Genomic DNA, 18532 nt, shown 5'->3' with positions numbered 1-18532 from the left:
CATAAGCGCCGGCCGGACGGGCATCAATGCCCGCGGGAGCCATGGTACGGGAGGACCGGGCGCATGGACGACCTCAATGCGTGGTGGGCCGCCCTTGCCGGCCTCGCCATCGGCGTCGCCGTGGGCTTCACCACCCGCCGCGCGCGCCTGTGCAGCTTCGGCGCCATCGAGGATGCGCTGGTGGGTTCCGACACGCGCCGCCTGCGCGTCTTCGGCCTTGCCCTCGGCATCGCCCTCGCCGGCACGCAGTTCCTCGTCCTCACCGGCCTGCTTGACCCACAGGCGACGTCCTATGTCCCCAATGCCCTGCCCTGGATCGGTATCGCGGCCGGCGGGGTGATGTTCGGGCTCGGCATGGCGCTGGTCGGGACCTGCGCCTTCGGCAGCTGCATCCGGCTCGGCTCCGGCGATCTGCGCAGCCTTGTCGTGCTCCTCGTCTTCGGCGCAACCGCCTACGCCATGCTGCGGGGCACGCTGGCGGACTACCGGATCGGCTTCGGCGAGGCCTGGGCTCTCGCGATCCCGCGTTCCGGCCAGGCGGACCTGCCGGCGCTGGCCGAGCCCGTGCTCGGCGCATCGAGCCGTGCCCTGCTGGCGGCGGTGCTGGCGGCCATCCTCATCGCGTTCGCGGTGACCGATGCGCGCCTGCGCAAGGCCCGGCGCCTGCTCGCCGCCGGCGCCGTGCTCGGTGCCGGGGTGATCGGCGGATGGCTGGCGACGCAATATCTGGTCGACGAGTTCCTGCAGGCGGCGCGGCCGCAGAGCCTGACCTTCGTCGCCCCGGTCGCGATCACCCTGCACGGGCTGCTGCTCGACGGCGCGACGCTGCTGAATTTCGGCACCGGCTCGATCGTCGGCGTGATTCTCGGGGCCTTCGCCGCCGCGCGGGCGGGCGACGAGTTCCGCTGGGAAGCCTTCGACGACGCCCGCGAGATGAAGCGGCATCTGCTGGGGGCGGTGCTGATGGGCGCCGGCGGCGTGCTGTGCGGCGGGTGCACCATCGGTCAAGGCATCACCGCCGGCTCGCTCATGGCGCTGTCCTTTCCCCTCGCGGTCGGCGGCATGATTCTCGGCGCCCGGCTCGGCATTGCGTTTCTGGTCGAGGGTCGGGCCCTGTTCTTCCTTCCACGCCGCCCCTCCGCTCTCCGCTCGCGCGTTGCGGGCGGGCGGCGTCCGCGGCCCTGAGTGGCAGGTTCACAGCGCAGCTTAAGCTGCTGCTCCCCCGGGCCTCACGATGCGGGCGAACAGGGCGGCGCTGCGATTGCGCGGGCTCTGTGGCGCGGTGAGCGGGGCGGCATCGGGCGGCGGGGCGAGGTCGACGGCGGGCGCCCCGCCGAACTGCGCCTCGATGGAGCGCACGCACAGCGCCACGCCGGCATCGGCCAGCCGGTAGAACACCTGCTTGGAGGCGCGCCGCGTGGCGACGAGGCCGGCCCGCCGCAATTCGCCGAGCTGCTGGCTCAGCGCGGGCTGGCCGATGCCGGTGACGGCGTCGATCTCGCCCACCGTCATCTCGCCCGTCTGAAGATGGGAGAGGATCATCAACCGCTGCGGCTGGCCGAAGCTCCGCAGCTTCTCGACCGCCTTGTCGGCTTCCTCGCGGGTTAGCGGCATCGCCTCACTCCCGCTCGGCCAGCTGGCAGAACCAGGCCGGATCGTCGGTCGCGCGCAGCGTCTCGTCGGTGAGAGACCGGAGCACCGGATCGCCCGGCTCCCAGCCCTCGGGCGTCACCCCGTCCCCCCGCTCGACGCGCTTCAGCGCGGCGGCGAGACGCAGCATCTCGCGCGCCGAGCGGCCGACCGACATCGGGTACCAGTTGATGGCGCGGACGATGCCGGCGGGGTCGATGAAATAGCTCGCCCGCACGGTGGAGGAATCCTGCGCCGTCTCATCCAGCATGCCATAGGCGCGGCTGATGACGAGCGAGGTGTCCTCCACCACCGGGAAGGTCACCTCCACATCGAAGGCGCCGCGGATCGCCCGCAGCCAGCCCATATGGGAGAACAGGCTGTCCACCGACAGCCCCATCAGCGCGACGCCCATGGCCTCGAACTGCGGCGCCAGCCGGGCCAGCGCGATGAACTCGCTGGTGCAGACAGGCGTGAAGTCGGCGGGATGCGAGAACAGCACCAGCCAGTGCCCGCGATAGTCGCTGAGTTGAACCTGGCCCTGTGTCGAGCGTGCGCTGAACACCGGCGCGGCATCGCCGATCCGCAGCGGGCGCGGCGCGGGCGCGGCGATTCGAGTCTCGGATGAAAGTTCCCCTGTCATGCCCTCTGATTGCCCCGAGCGTGAAAGTGACGCAATCCGGATTTACAATTACACATATTATGTAATTATGAAAATCAGGAAACCCTCGGAGGAACGCCAATGTCCGATCCGACCGTCACGACCGACCTGCCGCTCGAAAAGGCCGCCGCCCAGATCCGGGCCGCCCGCGCCACCGACAACCGCCTCGCGGTCGAAGCCTTCTTCGACGAGCCGACCAACACCGCGAGCTATGTGATCCACGACCCCGCCACCGGACGCGCGGCGGTCGTCGACAGCGTTCTGGATTTCGACGCCGCCTCGGGCCGCACCTCCACCGCCTCGGCGGACGCGATCATCGCCTTCGTGAAGGCGCGCGGCCTCACGGTCGACTGGCTGCTGGAGAGCCACGCCCATGCCGACCATCTCTCCGCCGCGCCCTACATCCAGCAGGAACTCGGCGGAAAGCTCGCCATCGGGCGCGAGATCATCACCGTCCAGAACGTGTTCGGGAAAATCTTCAACTTCGGCACCGAATTTGCCCGCGACGGCTCCGAGTTCGACCGGCTGTTCGAGGATGGCGACACGTTCGCCGTCGGCTCCATCCCGGCCACGGTCCTTCACGTGCCCGGACATACGCCGGCCGACATGGCCTATGTGATCGGCGACGTCGTGTTCACCGGCGACACGCTGTTCATGCCTGATTTCGGCACCGCCCGTGCCGACTTCCCCGGCGGCGATGCCCACCAGCTCTTCCGCTCGATCCGGCGGCTGCTGACGCTGCCGGACGAGACGCGCCTCTTCCTCTGCCACGACTACAAGGCGCCGGGCCGCGACACCTATGCGTGGGAGACCACGGTCGGCGCCGAACGGGCCGGAAACATCCATGCGCGCGACGGGGTGGACGAGGCCGCCTTCGTCGACATGCGCACCCGGCGCGACGCCACGCTGGCTATGCCGAAGCTCATCCTTCCTTCGGTGCAGGTGAACATGCGCGCCGGCCATCTGCCCGAACCGGAAGAGAACGGCCGGCGCTACCTGAAACTGCCGCTCGATACGCTCTGAAACGGCACCGGCCGGCGCGCCGTCGCCGGCCGGCCGATCCAATCAACGAAAAACCGAGGAACGCCCATGACGCCGAAACAGATCGTGTCGGATTTTCACGTGTCCGGCCCATTGGCTACGCAGGATCTCGCCGCCATGGCCGCCGCCGGTTTCCGCGCGGTCATCTGCACCCGCCCCGACGGCGAGGAGCCGGGGCAGCTTCCGGCCGACGAGGTGGCCACGCTGGCCGAGGCACTCGGCATGGCCTTCGTGCATATCCCGGTGACGCCCGGCACCTTTGCCGATGCCGACGTCGCCACGATGCGCACCATGCTCGACCGGCTGCCGGGCCCTGTCCTCGGCTATTGCCGCACCGGCACAAGGGCGGCGACGCTGTGGGCGCTTGCCGAGGCGGACCGGCGGAGCCCGGACGAGATAACGGCGCTGACCGCCGCCGCCGGCATCGACGTTTCCGCGCAGCGCGCCCGCCTCATGGCGCGCGCCAATGCGCCGCGCCCCGGCGCGCCGAAGACCTACGACGTGGTCATTGTCGGTGGCGGCGCGGCCGGCATCGCCACCGCCTCCAGCCTGCTGAAGCGGCGGCCCTCGCTCGACATCGCCATCGTCGAGCCGGCCGAGTGTCATTACTACCAGCCGGGCTGGACCATGGTCGGCGCCGGCGTGTTCCAGCCGGACACGACCCGCGTGCCTATGGGTGCGGTGATGCCGGACCGCGTCACCTGGATCCGGCAGGCGGCGGCGGGTTTCGCGCCAGACACGAAGGAGGTCGCGCTCGCCGACGGCGCGTGCGTGCGTTACCGCGTGCTGGTCGCCGCGCCGGGCCTGCGTTTGGCCTGGGAGGCCATCCCCGGCCTGCCAGAGGCGCTCGGGCGCAACGGCGTCACCTCGAACTACCGCTTTGACCTCGCGCCCTACACCTTCCGCCTCGCCAGCACGGTGAAGGCGGGCCGGGCGCTGTTCACCCAGCCGGCCATGCCGATCAAATGCGCCGGCGCGCCGCAGAAGGCGATGTACCTGTCCTGCGACATCTGGCGGGACGCCGGCGTGCTGCCGCGCCTGGAGGTGGAGTTCCACAATGCCGGTGGCGTGCTGTTCGGCGTGCCGGCCTATGTGCCGGCGCTGATGGAGTATGTGGAGCGCTACGGCATCGACCTCAATTTCGGCTCGACCCTCGTCGCCGTCGATGGCGACGCGCAGGTCGCGACCTTCGAGCGCAAGGCGACCGACGGCAGCCTGGAGCAGGTCGAGCGCGGCTTCGACATGCTGCACGCGGTGCCGCCGCAGAAGCCGCTCGATGTCGTGGCCGCCAGCCCGCTGGCCGGTGCGGGCGGTTGGATCGAGGTGGACCCGGCGACGCTGCGCCATATGCGCTTTCCCGACGTCTTCGCGCTGGGTGACGCCACCAACACGCCCAACGCCAAGACCGCCGCCGCCGCCCGCAAGCAGGCGCCTGTCGTGGCGGTCAACGTGCTCGCGGCGCTGGAGGGCAAGGCACCGGCCGCCCAGTATGACGGCTACGGCTCCTGCCCGCTCACGGTGGAGCGGGGCAAGATCGTGCTGGCGGAATTCGGCTATGGCGGCGCGCTGCTGCCCACCTTCCCGCGCTGGGTTCTCGACGGCACCCGCCCGACCCGCCTCGCCTGGTTCCTCAAGGACCGCATGCTGCCGCCGATCTACTGGCACGCCATGCTGAAGGGCCGCGAATGGCTGTGCCAGCCCCAGCCGGTCGCCGCCGCGCCGGGCCGCGAGGCGGCGTGATGCTGGAGCCGCTGCAATACGGGCTCGGCGCGGGCGCCGGCGTTCTCGTCGGCTTCACGCTCGGGCTGGTCGGCGGTGGCGGCTCCATCCTCGCCGTGCCGCTGATGGTCTATCTCGTCGGTGTGCGCAACCCGCACATCGCCATCGGCACCAGCGCCTTCGCCGTGGCCATCAACGCGGCGGCCGGCCTGTTCAACCACGCGCGGGCGGGCACGGTGAAATGGCGTTGCGGCGGCATGTACGCCACCGCCGGCGTCGTCGGTGCCTTTGCCGGGTCGAGCCTCGGCAAGCTCGTCGCCGGCGAGAAGCTGCTGTTCCTGTTCGCGCTGCTCATGCTGGTGGTCGGCGTGCTCATGCTGCGCGGGCGCGGCAATCCCGGTGAGCCGGGCGCCGAGTGCAACCGCGCCAAGGCGCCGAAAGTGCTCGGCTTCGGCCTCGGCACCGGCGCCTTTTCCGGCTTCTTCGGCATTGGCGGCGGCTTCCTCATCGTCCCCGGCCTGATCGGCTCCACCGGCATGCCGATCCTCAATGCCGTCGGCACCTCGCTGGTGGCGGTGACGGCGTTCGGGCTGACGACCGCGTTCAACTATGCGCTGTCGGGACTGGTGAACTGGCCGCTGGCCTTCACCTTCATCGCCGGTGGCGTGCTCGGCAGCGTCGCCGGCATGAAGCTCGCCCGCCGCCTTGCCGGCCGTACCGGGCGGCTTACCACGGTCTTCGCGACGCTGATCTTCGTGGTGGCGAGCTATATGCTGTTCAAGAGCGCCTCGGCCCTGTTGGCCTGAAGTCTCAGGCGGCGGCACCGCCACCTCCGCCCCGTACGGGATGCCTGTTCGGCCCGACCATGTAACCGGCGTGTAACCGCGCGCCTCGCCGGTCGCTGCATCACGCGTGGAATCGCCAAGGCCCAAAACGACAAAAGCCCCGCTGGCGCGAGGCTTTGTGTCTGATGGGAAACTGGAGCGGGCGATGGGATTCGAACCCACGACCCCAACCTTGGCAAGCAACTAATTAGAACGTTAACGTATTGAAGCGAAATGTCTCACAGTTAACTCGGATTTACAAGAGTTCGAACCACCGCGCGACTCGCGAAAGTTGTTATTTTTGAACTGAATTGTACGGATATGAATTGGCGTGAAACTGGCTTAACGCGTCAAGTTGTAACCGGGCGGCAACCGCGTTGAGTGGCACGGGCACATAGTGGAAAAAAAGCGGAGGATGACCCGAAGCGGCAATTTCGGCACGGTGTGCGAATGGCGGCTTTGCTCCGCTATTCAGGTCGTTGAGGCAAATTTCGCCTGCGCCTGAAAGCGGCCGTCTGGCCGTTTCGGCTGACGGCAGAAATATACCCCCCAATGTCGACGTCACCAGCGCAAAGCCGCAATCCTAGAAGCTGCTATATCAGAACTTGAGAGAAAACTGCGCGCTGAAAGTGTTCTGGTTGCTCTGCTCAGCGAGTTGACCAGCGTAGTTGAACTGCATCTGGGCGCTGTCGGACAGCTGGTAACCCAGCCCGAGGCCGACCAGCGCCACGTCCTGCGCGATCGGCACGCCCTGGATGGTGAACGCGGTGGTGCCACCGCTGGCGAACAGCATGTCGGCCGACGACGTCGTGTCGCCGAAGGCATGCTGCCAGCCCAGCGTCGCGCTCGGGGTGAGGGTGCGTCCCGCCACGGTGAAGGTGGTGGCCGCCCGCACGCCCAGAGTGGAATAGAACGTGCTCTGCGAGGCTCCCTCTACCGCCAACGCTGAGGCAAGCGTGCCGCTCTCGGTGAGGTTGTCGCCGGAGATGTGGACATAGGCGAGGCCGACAAAGGGTTCGAAGGCATAGGCCCCGACCGACAGGTCGTAGCCGATCTCGCCGAACAGCTGGGTGGTGCCCAGCATGTCGTCGCCGTCATTGGAGCCGTAATAGCCGGGGAAGACCACCGCGCGCGACACCGACATGTCGTGCCAGGTGTAGGAGGCGCCGCCGCGCAGCGCGAGGGCGTCGAACTGGGCGCCGGCATAGAGGCCGATATCGTAATTGTCCATCGAGCCCTGGGAGGAGCGGGCGTCGACGTCGAACGAGGTCCGGCTGTAGCCGCCGACGAGGCCGACCCGCAGATGGTCGAGCACGGCCACGTCGATGCCGCCGAAAACGCCGCCGACCGTGGTGCTGATGGAAGCCGCGTTGCCGTTGCCCGAGGTCTCGCCCCAGCCGCCGAAGCCTTCCGCCCAGAGCGTCGGGGCGAAGCCCTGGGACAGCTGGGCCGTGGCCGGGCCCGCCGCCTTGGCGGCGTAGGACAGCGCCCCGGCGGACGGGGCGATGAGCGACTGGCGCAGCCGGCTGCCGACAGCGTCGCGCAGATAGATCGACTGCTGCTGGATCACCGTCAGCGCCGAGGCATGGATCTCGCCCGAGAGCTGGTCGAGAGCCGGCGCCACCGCTCCTTCAGGCAGGGCGAAGATCGCCTCGAAGACGGCGTTCCCCGTGCCCAGCGCCTGCGCCGCGACGGCCACGCTCGCCTCGTTCGGCGTATGGGCATAGTCGGTGAAGGTGAACCCGTTATAGACCAGCGTCAGGAACACGTTCTGCATGTCATAGGTCAGTTCCGGGTCCAGAAAGGCGAAGTCCGACGTGACCGACCCGAAGGTGCCGGTCACCGTGCCGGTCGTGGACAGGATGGCGATCTGGCTCGTCGAGGGATAGCGCCCCGGGCTCGCCAGCACCTCGACGCTCGCGTCCGAGGACAGCGTCACCGCCCCGGTGGCGAGGATCAGGTCGTGCTCGCCTTCCGCGTTCACCTCCACCTGGTAGACCGAGCCCGCATTGAAGGCCACCGGACCGTTCACGGTCAGCGTGCCCGGCGAATAGCCCGGCCCGACAAGGCCCCCGGCATTGACCGTGAGACCGCCGATCGCCGCCGTGCCGCCGAGCACGCCACCATCATTGAGGGTGAAGGCCGACAGGTTGCTCGACCCCGACGCCAGTTGCACGGTGCTGTCGTCCACCGTCACCGCCCCGGTATAGGACGCGGAGAACAGCACCGTGCCGCCGCCGGTGAACGTCACCGCGCCGCTGCCGGTAATCGCATCGGTGAAGGCGTATGTGTCGGACCGGTCGAAAACCAGGCTCGCATTGTTCACCACATCGCCGGCGAGGGAGCCGGTCGTGCCGCCATCGCCGATCTGCAGCGTGCCGGCCGAGATGGTCGTCACGCCGGTGAACGTGTTTGTCCCGGTGAGGATCAACAGGCCGTCGCCGGTCTTGGTCAGGCCGCCGGCGCCCGCGATGGTCCCGGAGAATGTCGTGGAGCTGTCATCGCCGCCGGCGGTCAGCCCGCTGGAAGCGGCCAGCATCACCGAGCCCGCGCCGGCCAGCGAGCCGATGGTCTCCTCCGCGTTCACCGTCAGGGTGGCGCCGCTCGCCACCGTGACAGCGCTGGAATCGCCGATGGCCGAACCGCCCGAAGCCACCAGCGTGCCGACTGAGACCGTCGTGGTGCCGCTATAGGTATTGGCGCCGGAGAGGGTCAGTGTGCCGATGCCCTGCTTGGTCAGCCCGCCGATACCCGCCAGGTTGCTTCCCAATGAGACGTCGTTGCCATTGGTGTCGAACACGGCGCCGTCGGAACCGATCGCGGCGAGCTTGCCGGAGATGTCGGCGGTGTTACCTGTGGCCCATTGGAGGCCCCCGCCATCGAGGGTGATGGATCCGGTGCCAAGGTTGCTCACGTTGCTGAAATTGATGAGACCGCCAGTGACCGCCGTGCCGCCGCTATAGGTGTTAAGGCCTGAAAGGATGGTGACGCCACCTCCGGCCTGAACGACGCGACCGGTGCCGCTGATATCGGCGGCGAAGGTGTAGGAGCTATCCGACTGGTTGAAATTGATGACGCCGTCATTGGTCAGGCTGGACAGGCCCGAGATCGCGCCGGCGCTGGCGCCTCCCGCGACGTCGTTCCCAAGATTGAAACTGCTGCCGGCATTGATCGTAAAGGTCGTGCCGCTCCCCAACGTCAGTGAACCGCCGAGATTGAGCGTGCCGGCGCCTCCCGTGCCGCCGGCCGTTGTTATTCCGTCCTGACCATCCGCACCGCCGATGACGAGGCTGCCGCCGTCTGCGATGACGATGGACGAGGTGGCATCGACCGAGACCTCGCCGACACCGCCGTTGCCGCCGATGGCGCTCCCGTTGCGCCCGCCACCGCCGGCGCTGCCGCCGATCAGAAGCGTTTCCGAGACCGTAAGCGCGCCACCGTTGATGATGGCGAGCGTACCGTTTCCGCCGGCGCCACCGTTTCTGAAGCCGCCGGCGCCGCCGCCGGCGCCGCCCACCAGGATCGACCTGTCCACGGTCAACGCGGCGCCGTCCACCGTTAGAAGACCGCTTGAGCCCGCCGTGGCAGAAGTATCGTAGCCGCCACCGCCACCACCACCGCCGACGCCGACGAAGTCGTAGGTCCGGCCCGAGGTGATCATGCCTTCGGTCGCACCGACCGCGCCGAGGCCGGGCGCCTTGCCCGAAATGTCGCCCCCGGACAGATCGACCACTCGGCCCCCGCCTCCACCGCCGCCTCCAACGTTGTTGACGCTTGCCGAGCCGCCGCCACCATAAAGGCTGCCCCCACCCCCGCCTTGCCCGGCGCCATTCTCTCCAGATCCGGTTATGGGGTCGGCACCGGCGATTCCCCCGGCGTCCCCGAAGGGACCTGTGCCGCCGGCACCACCGATGGCTCCGCCGCCCGGTCCATCGAGGCCGCCGCCGCCGCCGCCGACGCCGCCGTCGCCGCCAGAAATCCCCACCCTTGTCCCTCCGGCGCCGCCGGATGCCCCGCTTCCACCGTCCCCGCCCTGTATGCTCACTACGGCTCCGCCACCGCCGCCGACACCACCGCCGCCGCCACCATACTGCGCGCCGACACCACCGCCTCCGCCGCCAATGCCCCCGCCGCCGCCGCCGCCGCTTACGCTTGAAGTTTCGGCCCCGCCGTTTCCGCCGGCTCCGATCAGCAGGCTGTCCGCGTCGGCGGTCCCCGCGGCGAGAATCAAGGCCAGGATGGAAACGCCGGCCAGCACCCTTCGGCGCCGCACTTTCGCTCGCGTCAGAGCCGGCCGCATGATTTCCCCCCGCATCACGTCCCACCCTGCCCTGCGGCCTTACGCCTGCGGCATTCCTCGCGTTGCCGTCGCCTCGGGCACCCGGATGGTGCGCTGATGCCCCAGGATAGGTTATGCAAGGCAAAGCGCTGATGGGGAAGATTTAGTTCCTATGATTTTTTCAGGGAATTATGCGTTTTGCCGACCCGGAGCGTCGGTGGATCAGCGGCTTCTGGCAGCGCGGCGCTGGGTATCGCCCGGTGTCTCGCCAAATTGACGGCGATACGCGACCGAGAAGTTGGTGACGTGGTTGTACCCGGCCTCTTCCGCCGCGTGGCCAATGTTGAAGGGTCTACCTGAGCAGGTCATCCTCGACCATACAAGCGAGCCTGCAAAGGGTATGATTTTGGGTACCTGTATGCCGTGCTTCAGAGGCGCGACCCAGCTTCAGCCGAAGGCGCTAACGCGGGAGATCTACCACCAAAAATACGACGCCAGCGGTATCCCTCCTGCTGATTTAGACAACGTGTGGAACACGTTCGAAGCAAGTGTGCCCGGAGGCGAAGACCTCTACGCAGTACTAGAACCTGAAATACCGGCTATACGAAAGCTTTTCGGGAAGTGGGGGGAGACGCCTATCAAACAGCTCGAACTAAACTCCGTGGGGATTGCGATTGGCCACGCAAATGCCTCGCGGGTTGTGGGGTTTGCAGCGCCGCTAGATATCTGGATAAAATAGCACGGAGTTGCCACCGACTGCTTTGGGGAAATCGCAAGTTCAGGCTGAGCGGCGGAATTGGGACACGCTGCCGCGGATGTCGGTAGGGTAGCGAATGGCGGCTTTCGGGTCTTCGAGAACCTGCCTCGAATGGCTGAAATGGGGTCGGCTACAGAACGGCGGCTATCTGCATAGCGGCAGCCAAAACCGGCCAGTCCGCTCCCGGCCCCAAACTGGCCATTCGGCGTTGTCGCAGCGAACTCCCGCTTTTGGCGCTAGGTCGAATAGCGGGAAGTACCGTTGCCCAGATTAGCCTTTTACCAATAGCGCCTGGCCTCGGGCGAAAGGACAGAGGTCGGGTTCAAGTCTCCGTACGCATCGTACCTCAGTACGTTTGGCTTCCCCGGGCTACCCAGTATCCAAATTTTCATAGGGCGGGGGCGGATACGCACGGGACCCCTCCTAGGCCGCCGCGCTGCCCGGGGCTAGCGCGCCTACACCGCCGTCACTACCGTCACCTCGGTGCCGCAGCGTGTAGGTGGTGCAGGCAGTGACGGCGCCTAGCACGCAGCAGCGGGCGGCGCGCAGGGTAGTAGGGGGCCTAGGTGCGGAGCCTTTGGAGCAGCGACGTTGAGCGCGAAGACAGCAGGTGATGCGAGTGGGCCGGACCTCCTGGCGCCTCGGCATGAGCGGGCGTTGCGAACGGTCGTCCGGGCGATCGTTGCGGCTAATCCAGATGACCGGGACGACGAGACTCGCGTTCTGGAAGTCATGAGCGCGCTTCTTGGTAAGGCCAAACGACGGGGGCCTCGCAGTGCCGCCTACAACGACCTTCTTGAATGGATCGCGTTTGATTATTCGGTGGAGACCCAATGGAAGCAGCGAATGGACGTCAGTGTGACGTCGATCGTGCGAAATGTCGTTGAACACCATCATCTGACGCGGACCAAAGCGCAGCGTGAGTCGATCATCCGCAATCTTGAGCGCACCTTTAGCGCCCATAAAGATGAACTTGTCTCGCTATACAGCTACGACGGTGCCGAGGGATTTGAAGAGTTTTATGATCCGATCGTGCGGGCGCTCCGCGCTCTCAGCGAATCGGGCGTTCCGGTCGATCTCACCGTGATCCCGCCGATGGCTGTCAACGGAGAAAATTCCGCGAAATAGCTCCGATGCACCGCGGCCGGGGATGTGAAATTTGGAAGGCCTTGTCCTCGAAACAAAGGAAAGGCCTATGGCCTACATCACCTCTTCCTCGCCGGTCGGCCAAGCCAACCCTCCTGAGAAGCTGCTCACCTTGCAGCAAGCTGCCGACGTGCTCGGCCTGCACCTCTGGGCGCTCCGCCGCGCCGCTAAACGCGGGCTGATCCCGACCTACAGCCCGTTCAACTCCCGCCGCTTCGTGCTTCTGTCTGAAGTGTTGGCGTTCATCGAAGCCTCTCGCACGGGAGGTCTGTGATGGGTGCGGACATTTTCGCTACAGAAGCGCCGAAGTACTGGGACAAGGGTCTGCCCATCGTACCCGTAGAGCCTGGGACGAAGCGTCCTGCCCGCAGCCTCAAGGGCTGGGACGGCTTCTTGAGTTCGCCGGCTTCCGAAGCGACCAAGTCCAAGTGGCTGAAGAATTTCAGCGACCATGGCGTGGGACTGCTTTTGGGTCACCCCGTGGGCGACGGCACGTCGGTTGTCGTGCTGGATATCGACGACGACCGGCTTGTCCGTGCCGTTCGGGGATTTCTCGGGTTCAACCGTACAGAGCAGCGAGCATTGCTCGTTGCCAAGCGCGGCAAGAAGGGCCTGACGATCTTTCTTCGTGCACCGAGCGAGCCGAAGTTCAAGTCGACGACGGTTCGGGGCGCGGAGGGCATCGGCAACATCGACGTCCTCAGCGCCGGTAAGATGACTGTCATGCCGCCGTTCGACCATCCGGAACCTGGCATCCGGTACGTGTTCGAAGGCGTGTCGGTCTTGGACATCGAACTGGGGTCCCTGGTTAAGATTTCATCGCGCGAGATCAATATCCTGAGAGCCTTCGTCGGCTCCGAGCACACGCTCGCACTTTTGGAAGGAAGCGAAACCCACAACGCCGGCCTTCAGGTCGTGCTTGCGATGGTGAGGGCGGGCGCAACCGACGAGGAGATTTCCGACACTATTCTCGGCCTGCTTCCTGAGAACTACGACGGAAACTCCGTCAAGGAACTCCCCGGCTGGATCACTTGGGCACGTGAGAACGGTGACGTCGCCGAACAGCCCGACGGCGAAAGTCTGACGGCCGCGCTTGTGAAGCTGTTGCGGGACGGCGCGGAGCTGTTCCATGATGGCCAAGGCAATGCATTCGCTACAGCCGAGGGCCTGACACTGCGGGTGCCGTCCCATGCGCTCGGGGTGAAGCTTCGGAGTCGGGCCTACCACGCCCTCAGCAAGCCGATCGGTTTCGGGCCGCTGCGAGAGGCCATGGCGACGCTTGAAGCTGTGGCACTGCACGGCGACACGGTCTACCGGGTGCACACCCGGACGGCGGGCGACGTTCGCGGCATCGAAGTAGACTTGGGGCGCAGGGACGGACGCGTGGTGCAGATCACGCGCGACGGCTGGGCAGTGACAAGCGCCGCCAGCTTCCGCTTCGTGCGCGGAGACGGCTTCGGCGAGTTGCCGGAGCCGGTTCGAGGCGGCCGCCTGCGCGACTTGCAGACCTTCCTCCGGCTCGACGAGGAGAACTTCCTTCTCATCGTCGCCTTCCTTCTGAACGCGCTGCGGCCCGGGGGGCCGTTCTTCATCCTCCTGGTCGAGGGTGAACAGTCCTCCGGCAAAAGCCTGCTGGCTGAGGTCATCAAGCGGATACTCGACCCGAACAGGGCGGTACGCATGCGGCTCCCGGAGAAGGACCACGACCTGATGATCCAGGCGAAGGAGTTCGCCGTCCTGAACTTCGACAACGCGTCGGGAGTCAAGGCGGACATGTCCGACGCCCTCTGCACTCTGGCGACGGGCGGCGGCTTGGCCGTCCGGCGTCTCTACACTGACGGGGAGCTGAGCGTGCTCAGCTTCTGCAGGCCCCTCATCATCAACGGTATCGGCGGGTTCGTTACCCGACCGGACCTGATGGACCGCTCGATCCCGATCCGCCTGCCGCCGCTTCCCGAAGGGACGCGGCGGACCGAGGAGGAGATCTGGCGGGAGTTCGACCGGCTTTTGCCGGGCCTGCTCGGGGCACTTTACGAGGCGGCGGCGAGCGCCATGCGCAACTACGACGCCGTCGAGCCGCCGACAACCCTGCGCATGGCTGACGCCGCGCGCTGGATTAGGGCTGCAGAGGAAGCGGTTGGCGTTCCTCCCGGCGGGCTCGTCCAGGCGATCCGCGATGCGCAAGACGCCTTCGTCGTCGAGAGCGTCAACGACGACCCCATCGTCACGAAGCTGCGTGCGGTCCTCAAGAAGGGCCCGTTCAACGGCTCGGTGGGAGACCTCTTCGACCGTTTCGACTTCGTGGAGACGCGGAACCTGCCGAGGACGCCTTCCCAACTGTCCAGACATCTGAAGCGGCTGCGGCCGGCCCTGGCTAAGGTGGGAATTGGAGTCGAGTTCCTGCCGCGCACACGGCAAGGGCAGCTCATCCGTATCGAAGCCACGCCTTCGAACGACGGTGGCGTGTAGGCAGTGTAGGCGGTGACGGCGCTTCGTCGTCGTCACCGGCCCGCCCAGGGAGAGGAGAAGTACCCCCTCCCTACCGGCGCCACCACGCGCGGCTGCCGGCCGCCTACACCTGCTACACCACCTGCACTCGGCACACGCGAGACCTCCGCAGGGCGATTTCAACCTCGGTGGCCGCGGATTCGGAATTGGCGCGAGACCCGTCGCGACGCGGCTTTGAAGTAGGCTGCATTTCTTGGTTACAAGACTGGTTACAAACCGGGTGTCTTCCAGCGCTTTTGGGGGGCATCTTGACGATTAATTGTGCCGGTTACTTCGGCGTGTTTCCGTTTTGCTAGGAATTGGCTTTCTCGGATACTTCAATGGACTTGTCAGTTTCACTTACGCAGCGCACCCGGCGCCGCACCTTGACCTCCGGCGAGGTCGTCGTGCAGGAGCGTTGGGTGCTCAACTTCCGCGACCCGAATTCGCGCGACCGCCGGCAGCTGTTCTTCTCTCGGAAGAAGGACGCCGAGGCGAAGCTCCGCGAGTTGGTGACGAAGGCAGCGGCCGGGGCCTACGTCGACGAGCGGAACGTGCCCACCGTCGCCGTGGCGCTGGACCACTGGCTCTCCGATAAGGAGGGTAAGGTGAAGCGCTCAACCCTCGACGGCTATCGCGTCGTCTCGAAGGCGATCCGCGGCCCGCTTCTGGTCGGTACCCGTCTGGAACGCCATGACTTCACCGAGCGCGGCTTGAAGCCGAAGAACGCGCGCTTCCTGCCGATGCTGGGCGAGGTGCGGCTCGATAAGCTGACCACGGCGATGATTCGTACCTGGCATCGCAGCGTCGTCGAGCAGTGCGGACAGTACACAGCGAACCGGGCGAAGTCGCACCTGCAATCCGCGCTGGCGCTCGCCGAAGAAGACTTCCGTGTCCGTGCGCCGTCGATGCCGACCGGGCTTGGCCGACAGCGTCATAAGGCCAAGAAGGCAATCCTCACCTCAGACGATATCCGTACCCTGATCGCCGCGGCGCGGGAGGACTCCGAGTGCGGGATCTTCTACGCCTTCCCCTTCCTCGCTGGAACTCGGCCGTCCGAGCAGTTGGGCCTGCTGTGGTCTGAGGTCGACTTCGACAAGAACATCATCAGGATCCGCCGCGTTCAGGAGCGCGATGGCAGCCTCACGGAGATGACGAAGACCGAGGCGGGCACGCGGGACATTCCCATGAGCGCCGTGCTCCGCGAGATGCTGCTGGCTTGGCGCCTTCGTTGCCCGCGGCTCGGCCACGAACTGCACCGCGTATTCCCCGGCCCCGGCAGGCTCCAGCCATGGCCGCTGCCTCGTCTCGGCGGTGGTGGGGCGATGCTCTACCAGAACTACCGCGTTCGCTACTGGGTGCCGGCCTTCGCGAAGCTCGGACTGCCCTACGTCACGCCGCATTCGGCACGGCACTCGTTTATCTCCACCTTGCAGGCCCAAGGCATCGAGGTTGGTCTGGTGGCGCAGATTGCCGGCCATGCAAATCCCAACGTGACGCTTGGCTATTACACCCAGGCCGTTCGCGGCGGGTCGGCCGCCATTGCTGCTCTGGAGCAGGTCTATGGTTAGGCTGATAGCACCTGTTATAGCGTTGATATTATTGCAGATAATTGTGTGGGGCGTGCAGGCATGTTGTGATTTTCTGTTCGAAGTGGGAGGATCTCATGCGCTATCTCGCCGTCATCGACAACGCTACCGGCGCCACCGTCCTCATGACACCTGAGGAGGCCGAGGCGCTTACCGCCATCGACGCCCACGAGATAACCTGGGCGATAGAAGAGTGCGGCGTGTGTCACTCCCTCGATCACACGATTCTCGACACCCGCTCGGAACAAGACATCCTCGCGGTCGGGTGATCGGTCTGCTTCGTGGCTGCTGGCTGCGGGAGGGCGTTACCGGCGCCCGCCGTGGCCCGCAGCTATGTATGTAGCCGCACGCCCACGCGGCGCCGCGCGCGTATGCGCCCTGGGCTGCCGTCCGCCTGCCACTGGGCATAGGCAGCCGGCGGTGCGGAATCGTTCACATCCCCCTTCAACGGGTCCCCTGCCCATGCCTGTCGGGGAACTCCAGCCCTCCGACATATTTCGGGGGTATCTGCCCCACTTGGAGCCGAACGGACGGTCAAGGGCTGTGATACCTTTCATGCCACCCTTAAGACATTGGGACGGCATCCACCGGGTCTGAGGTCGATGAGCCTCAGTCGATCCGATACTCGACCGAGCTTCCGGCGATACCGATGACGGTCAGGCTGCGGCCCTCAATGCTCACGCTCTCACCGGGGCGCAGTGCGATTCCGAGAGGTCGTGACGCCGTCGCATAGCTCGTTGTCGGGCGCGGCCCGACATAGGAGTAGGATGTCGACGTCGCGTTGCCCGACACCGGCGTGCCGCCGACCATGCCAGACACCCGCGTCTCCGAGGTCTGCGGGATCATCATCGGGGTCTGGTTCATCGTTGTGGCATTGCTCTCGACGGAGACGTCGGAGCGCTCGAACACCGCCCGCCCGTCCTGGTTGCCCAGGTAGCGGACGCTGACCTTTCCGGCGTTGGTGGTGCGGCCGAAGATGTCGGCCTGCCCGAAGGCGTTTGGCAGCGGCTTGGTAACGCGGAAATCCATCACTGTGTCGCCGGGACCGGCCATCCGGGCAGCACCAGCGCTTATTCCGCTCAGCTCGACCTTCTTGTCGATCGGCGAGCACGCCCCGACCATCACCGCCAGAATGGAAACAATTGCAGTCGAGTGCATTTTTCACCTATCCATTTGAAATAATACAATAAAATCACGCCGATATCGGCACCGACAATTATCCGCGTACACTCGCGGCATCGCCTTCCAGCTCGAAAAGCAGTTGCACCAGCGTGTCAGGTGATGGGGAACTGACGGGGTAGCCGCGTACGAAGTCGCTGGGCCAACGGTTACATGTTGCGCGGCCCGCCTTCACGAGTGATGTCGGGCTCGACGGGTGAAACAGCAGGAGAAACACGACGTGAGCGGTTCTGAACGCCCATAGGTCGGCATCGGGTACGACAGCGCGGAGCCGCGCGGCGCATTCTGCGATGAAGGCTTCGCGCTCGATACGTGGGAAGTGTTGGTAGATAAGGAGCGACTTTCCGGCGGCATAGAAGGCGGCGACCTCGTCGAGATAAAGGAACTTGGACGAGCCCTTGCGACCCTTACGCAAAGCCACTTCAAGGCCGTTGTCCGGGTCGAAGAAGATCAACTCGGCGGTAGCAAGCGCCGCCTTGCAGGCGACCATATAGGTCGCGCGGTCGCGCACGTTGTCGCTCAGCACCGTATTGAAATAGGTCGCGCCGGGTACGGCCCCACTTGCCTCAATAGATTCCAGCCGGCGCCGGTCCGGCTCGGCGGCCACGTGGGCCAGTATGTCGAATAGATTCGGGTCGAAAGCCCGGTGACGCTCGGGTTGCTGCAGGTAGGCAAGCTTGCCGCCGTCGGTGCGTCCGTCGGGTGCCGTCAGCATCCAGCACACGCCGATCCTGTTCGCTCCGCCCGCCGCTAAGGCGCGCAATAGGGCATACTTCCGGTAGTCGCTGATGTCACCGACGTACTGCTCTTTCATGCCCCGCCGCTCCGGAATCTGACCGAGCGATAGGCATATCGAAATACCCCAATTTGGGGTATCCGAATTTCGGGTTTCTTTGGCGTGCTGGCTCACACGCTGGCGACCCGTGGCTTCGATATATCTCGAACAGTATCAGGCGATCGTTGCGCGGCTGGTTCAGGCCCGGAAAGATGCCGGCCTCACACAGGTTGAGCTGGCTGAGCGTCTCGGCCAGCGGCAGACGTTCGTCTCAAAGTACGAACTGGGCGAGCGCCGGCTCGACGTCGCAGAGTTCATTGAGATTTGCCGGGCGATTGGTACGGAGCCAACGCGACTGCTGACTAGCTATTGATCACCTGCGCCACAGAATAGACATTCGTAGCGCTCCAGAAACCCGACCTTGCGGACGTCGCCCTGTCAAATCG

General features: G+C 66.0%; 16 protein-coding genes. 11 read left to right on the top strand and 5 right to left on the bottom strand.

All coding sequences use genetic code 11. The features are described from left to right. Positions 1-63 precede the first annotated feature (63 nt). Positions 64-1185, top strand: coding sequence for a YeeE/YedE family protein (locus tag GBB76_RS12355; RefSeq protein WP_152303577.1), 1122 nt, complete (start codon positions 64-66; stop codon positions 1183-1185). Positions 1186-1206: 21 nt separating this feature from the next. On the opposite strand, the gene GBB76_RS12350 is transcribed toward GBB76_RS12355, so the two are convergent. Both GBB76_RS12350 and GBB76_RS12345 read right to left on the bottom strand, forming a co-directional pair. Further along, a complete protein-coding gene (locus GBB76_RS12350; protein ID WP_152303576.1) occupies positions 1207-1614 on the bottom strand; it encodes a helix-turn-helix transcriptional regulator in 408 nt (135 codons plus the stop codon). 4 nt (positions 1615-1618) lie between these two features. Beyond that, on the bottom strand, positions 1619-2272 hold the full coding sequence (locus tag GBB76_RS12345; protein WP_152303575.1) for a peroxiredoxin: 654 nt from the start codon (positions 2270-2272) through the stop codon (positions 1619-1621). Between the two features lie 99 nt (positions 2273-2371). Here GBB76_RS12345 and GBB76_RS12340 point away from each other — a divergent pair, with 99 nt between their 5' ends. From GBB76_RS12340 to GBB76_RS12330, 3 genes are all read left to right on the top strand, one after another. Beyond that, positions 2372-3313 (top strand): MBL fold metallo-hydrolase, encoded by a 942-nt coding sequence (locus GBB76_RS12340; protein WP_152303574.1) that lies wholly within the window; start codon positions 2372-2374, stop codon positions 3311-3313. A 66-nt stretch (positions 3314-3379) separates the two neighbouring features. Next, positions 3380-5071: a bifunctional protein tyrosine phosphatase family protein/NAD(P)/FAD-dependent oxidoreductase gene (locus GBB76_RS12335; RefSeq protein WP_152303573.1), complete on the top strand. Its 1692-nt coding sequence runs from the start codon at positions 3380-3382 to the stop codon at positions 5069-5071. Beyond that, positions 5068-5856 carry a sulfite exporter TauE/SafE family protein gene (locus GBB76_RS12330; RefSeq protein WP_202911095.1) on the top strand — a complete coding sequence of 263 codons (789 nt, stop codon included), beginning with the start codon at positions 5068-5070 and terminating at the stop codon, positions 5854-5856. The genes GBB76_RS12335 and GBB76_RS12330 overlap by 4 nt, the downstream gene beginning before the upstream one ends. Positions 5857-6472: 616 nt before the next feature. Here GBB76_RS12330 and GBB76_RS12325 read toward each other — a convergent pair. Next, entirely contained in the window at positions 6473-9607 is a 3135-nt protein-coding gene (locus GBB76_RS12325; RefSeq protein ID WP_162375579.1) for an autotransporter domain-containing protein, read from the bottom strand. An 84-nt stretch (positions 9608-9691) separates the two neighbouring features. Between GBB76_RS12325 and GBB76_RS18970 the strand changes: the two genes are divergently transcribed. From GBB76_RS18970 to GBB76_RS12295, 6 genes are all read left to right on the top strand, one after another. After that, positions 9692-10030 (top strand): hypothetical protein, encoded by a 339-nt coding sequence (locus GBB76_RS18970; protein WP_162375577.1) that lies wholly within the window; start codon positions 9692-9694, stop codon positions 10028-10030. Between the two features lie 1471 nt (positions 10031-11501). Further along, entirely contained in the window at positions 11502-12038 is a 537-nt protein-coding gene (locus tag GBB76_RS12315) for a hypothetical protein (protein ID WP_152303569.1), read from the top strand. A gap of 67 nt (positions 12039-12105) precedes the next feature. Next, entirely contained in the window at positions 12106-12330 is a 225-nt protein-coding gene (locus GBB76_RS12310) for a helix-turn-helix domain-containing protein (protein ID WP_152303568.1), read from the top strand. Continuing rightward, entirely contained in the window at positions 12330-14525 is a 2196-nt protein-coding gene (locus GBB76_RS12305) for a bifunctional DNA primase/polymerase (protein ID WP_152303567.1), read from the top strand. Before GBB76_RS12310 ends, GBB76_RS12305 begins: the two co-directional genes overlap by 1 nt. A 359-nt stretch (positions 14526-14884) precedes the next feature. Next, on the top strand, positions 14885-16114 hold the full coding sequence (locus GBB76_RS12300) for a site-specific integrase (protein WP_152303566.1): 1230 nt from the start codon (positions 14885-14887) through the stop codon (positions 16112-16114). A gap of 95 nt (positions 16115-16209) precedes the next feature. After that, entirely contained in the window at positions 16210-16401 is a 192-nt protein-coding gene (locus GBB76_RS12295) for a hypothetical protein (protein ID WP_152303565.1), read from the top strand. A 340-nt stretch (positions 16402-16741) separates the two neighbouring features. Here the strand turns inward: GBB76_RS12295 and GBB76_RS12290 are convergent, their stop codons facing one another. Together GBB76_RS12290 and GBB76_RS12285 are read right to left on the bottom strand one after the other, a co-directional pair. Continuing rightward, positions 16742-17290 (bottom strand): hypothetical protein, encoded by a 549-nt coding sequence (locus tag GBB76_RS12290; RefSeq protein WP_152303564.1) that lies wholly within the window; start codon positions 17288-17290, stop codon positions 16742-16744. Positions 17291-17348: 58 nt separating this feature from the next. Next, positions 17349-18125: a hypothetical protein gene (locus GBB76_RS12285; protein ID WP_152303563.1), complete on the bottom strand. Its 777-nt coding sequence runs from the start codon at positions 18123-18125 to the stop codon at positions 17349-17351. Positions 18126-18234: 109 nt separating this feature from the next. Between GBB76_RS12285 and GBB76_RS12280 the strand changes: the two genes are divergently transcribed. Further along, a complete protein-coding gene (locus GBB76_RS12280) occupies positions 18235-18459 on the top strand; it encodes a helix-turn-helix domain-containing protein (protein WP_152303562.1) in 225 nt (74 codons plus the stop codon). The last annotated feature ends 73 nt before the right edge of the window (positions 18460-18532 follow it).

The sequence above is a fragment of the Ancylobacter sp. TS-1 genome, from assembly GCF_009223885.1.
Lineage (GTDB): Bacteria > Pseudomonadota > Alphaproteobacteria > Rhizobiales > Xanthobacteraceae > Ancylobacter.
Note: the sequence above shows the minus strand (reverse complement) of the source record. Positions and strands in the feature narration are given on the sequence as shown.

Excerpts from the sequence above, each read along its gene's own strand:
- GBB76_RS12355 (WP_152303577.1), top strand. The coding sequence starts at position 64 with ATGGACGACCTCAATGCGTGGTGGGCCGCCCTTGCCGGCCTCGCCATC.
- GBB76_RS12350 (WP_152303576.1), bottom strand. The coding sequence starts at position 1,614 with ATGCCGCTAACCCGCGAGGAAGCCGACAAGGCGGTCGAGAAGCTGCGG.
- GBB76_RS12345 (WP_152303575.1), bottom strand. The coding sequence starts at position 2,272 with ATGACAGGGGAACTTTCATCCGAGACTCGAATCGCCGCGCCCGCGCCG.
- GBB76_RS12340 (WP_152303574.1), top strand. The coding sequence starts at position 2,372 with ATGTCCGATCCGACCGTCACGACCGACCTGCCGCTCGAAAAGGCCGCC.
- GBB76_RS12335 (WP_152303573.1), top strand. The coding sequence starts at position 3,380 with ATGACGCCGAAACAGATCGTGTCGGATTTTCACGTGTCCGGCCCATTG.
- GBB76_RS12310 (WP_152303568.1), top strand. The coding sequence starts at position 12,106 with ATGGCCTACATCACCTCTTCCTCGCCGGTCGGCCAAGCCAACCCTCCT.
- GBB76_RS12305 (WP_152303567.1), top strand. The coding sequence starts at position 12,330 with ATGGGTGCGGACATTTTCGCTACAGAAGCGCCGAAGTACTGGGACAAG.
- GBB76_RS12300 (WP_152303566.1), top strand. The coding sequence starts at position 14,885 with ATGGACTTGTCAGTTTCACTTACGCAGCGCACCCGGCGCCGCACCTTG.
- GBB76_RS12295 (WP_152303565.1), top strand. The coding sequence starts at position 16,210 with ATGCGCTATCTCGCCGTCATCGACAACGCTACCGGCGCCACCGTCCTC.
- GBB76_RS12290 (WP_152303564.1), bottom strand. The coding sequence starts at position 17,290 with ATGCACTCGACTGCAATTGTTTCCATTCTGGCGGTGATGGTCGGGGCG.
- GBB76_RS12285 (WP_152303563.1), bottom strand. The coding sequence starts at position 18,125 with ATGAAAGAGCAGTACGTCGGTGACATCAGCGACTACCGGAAGTATGCC.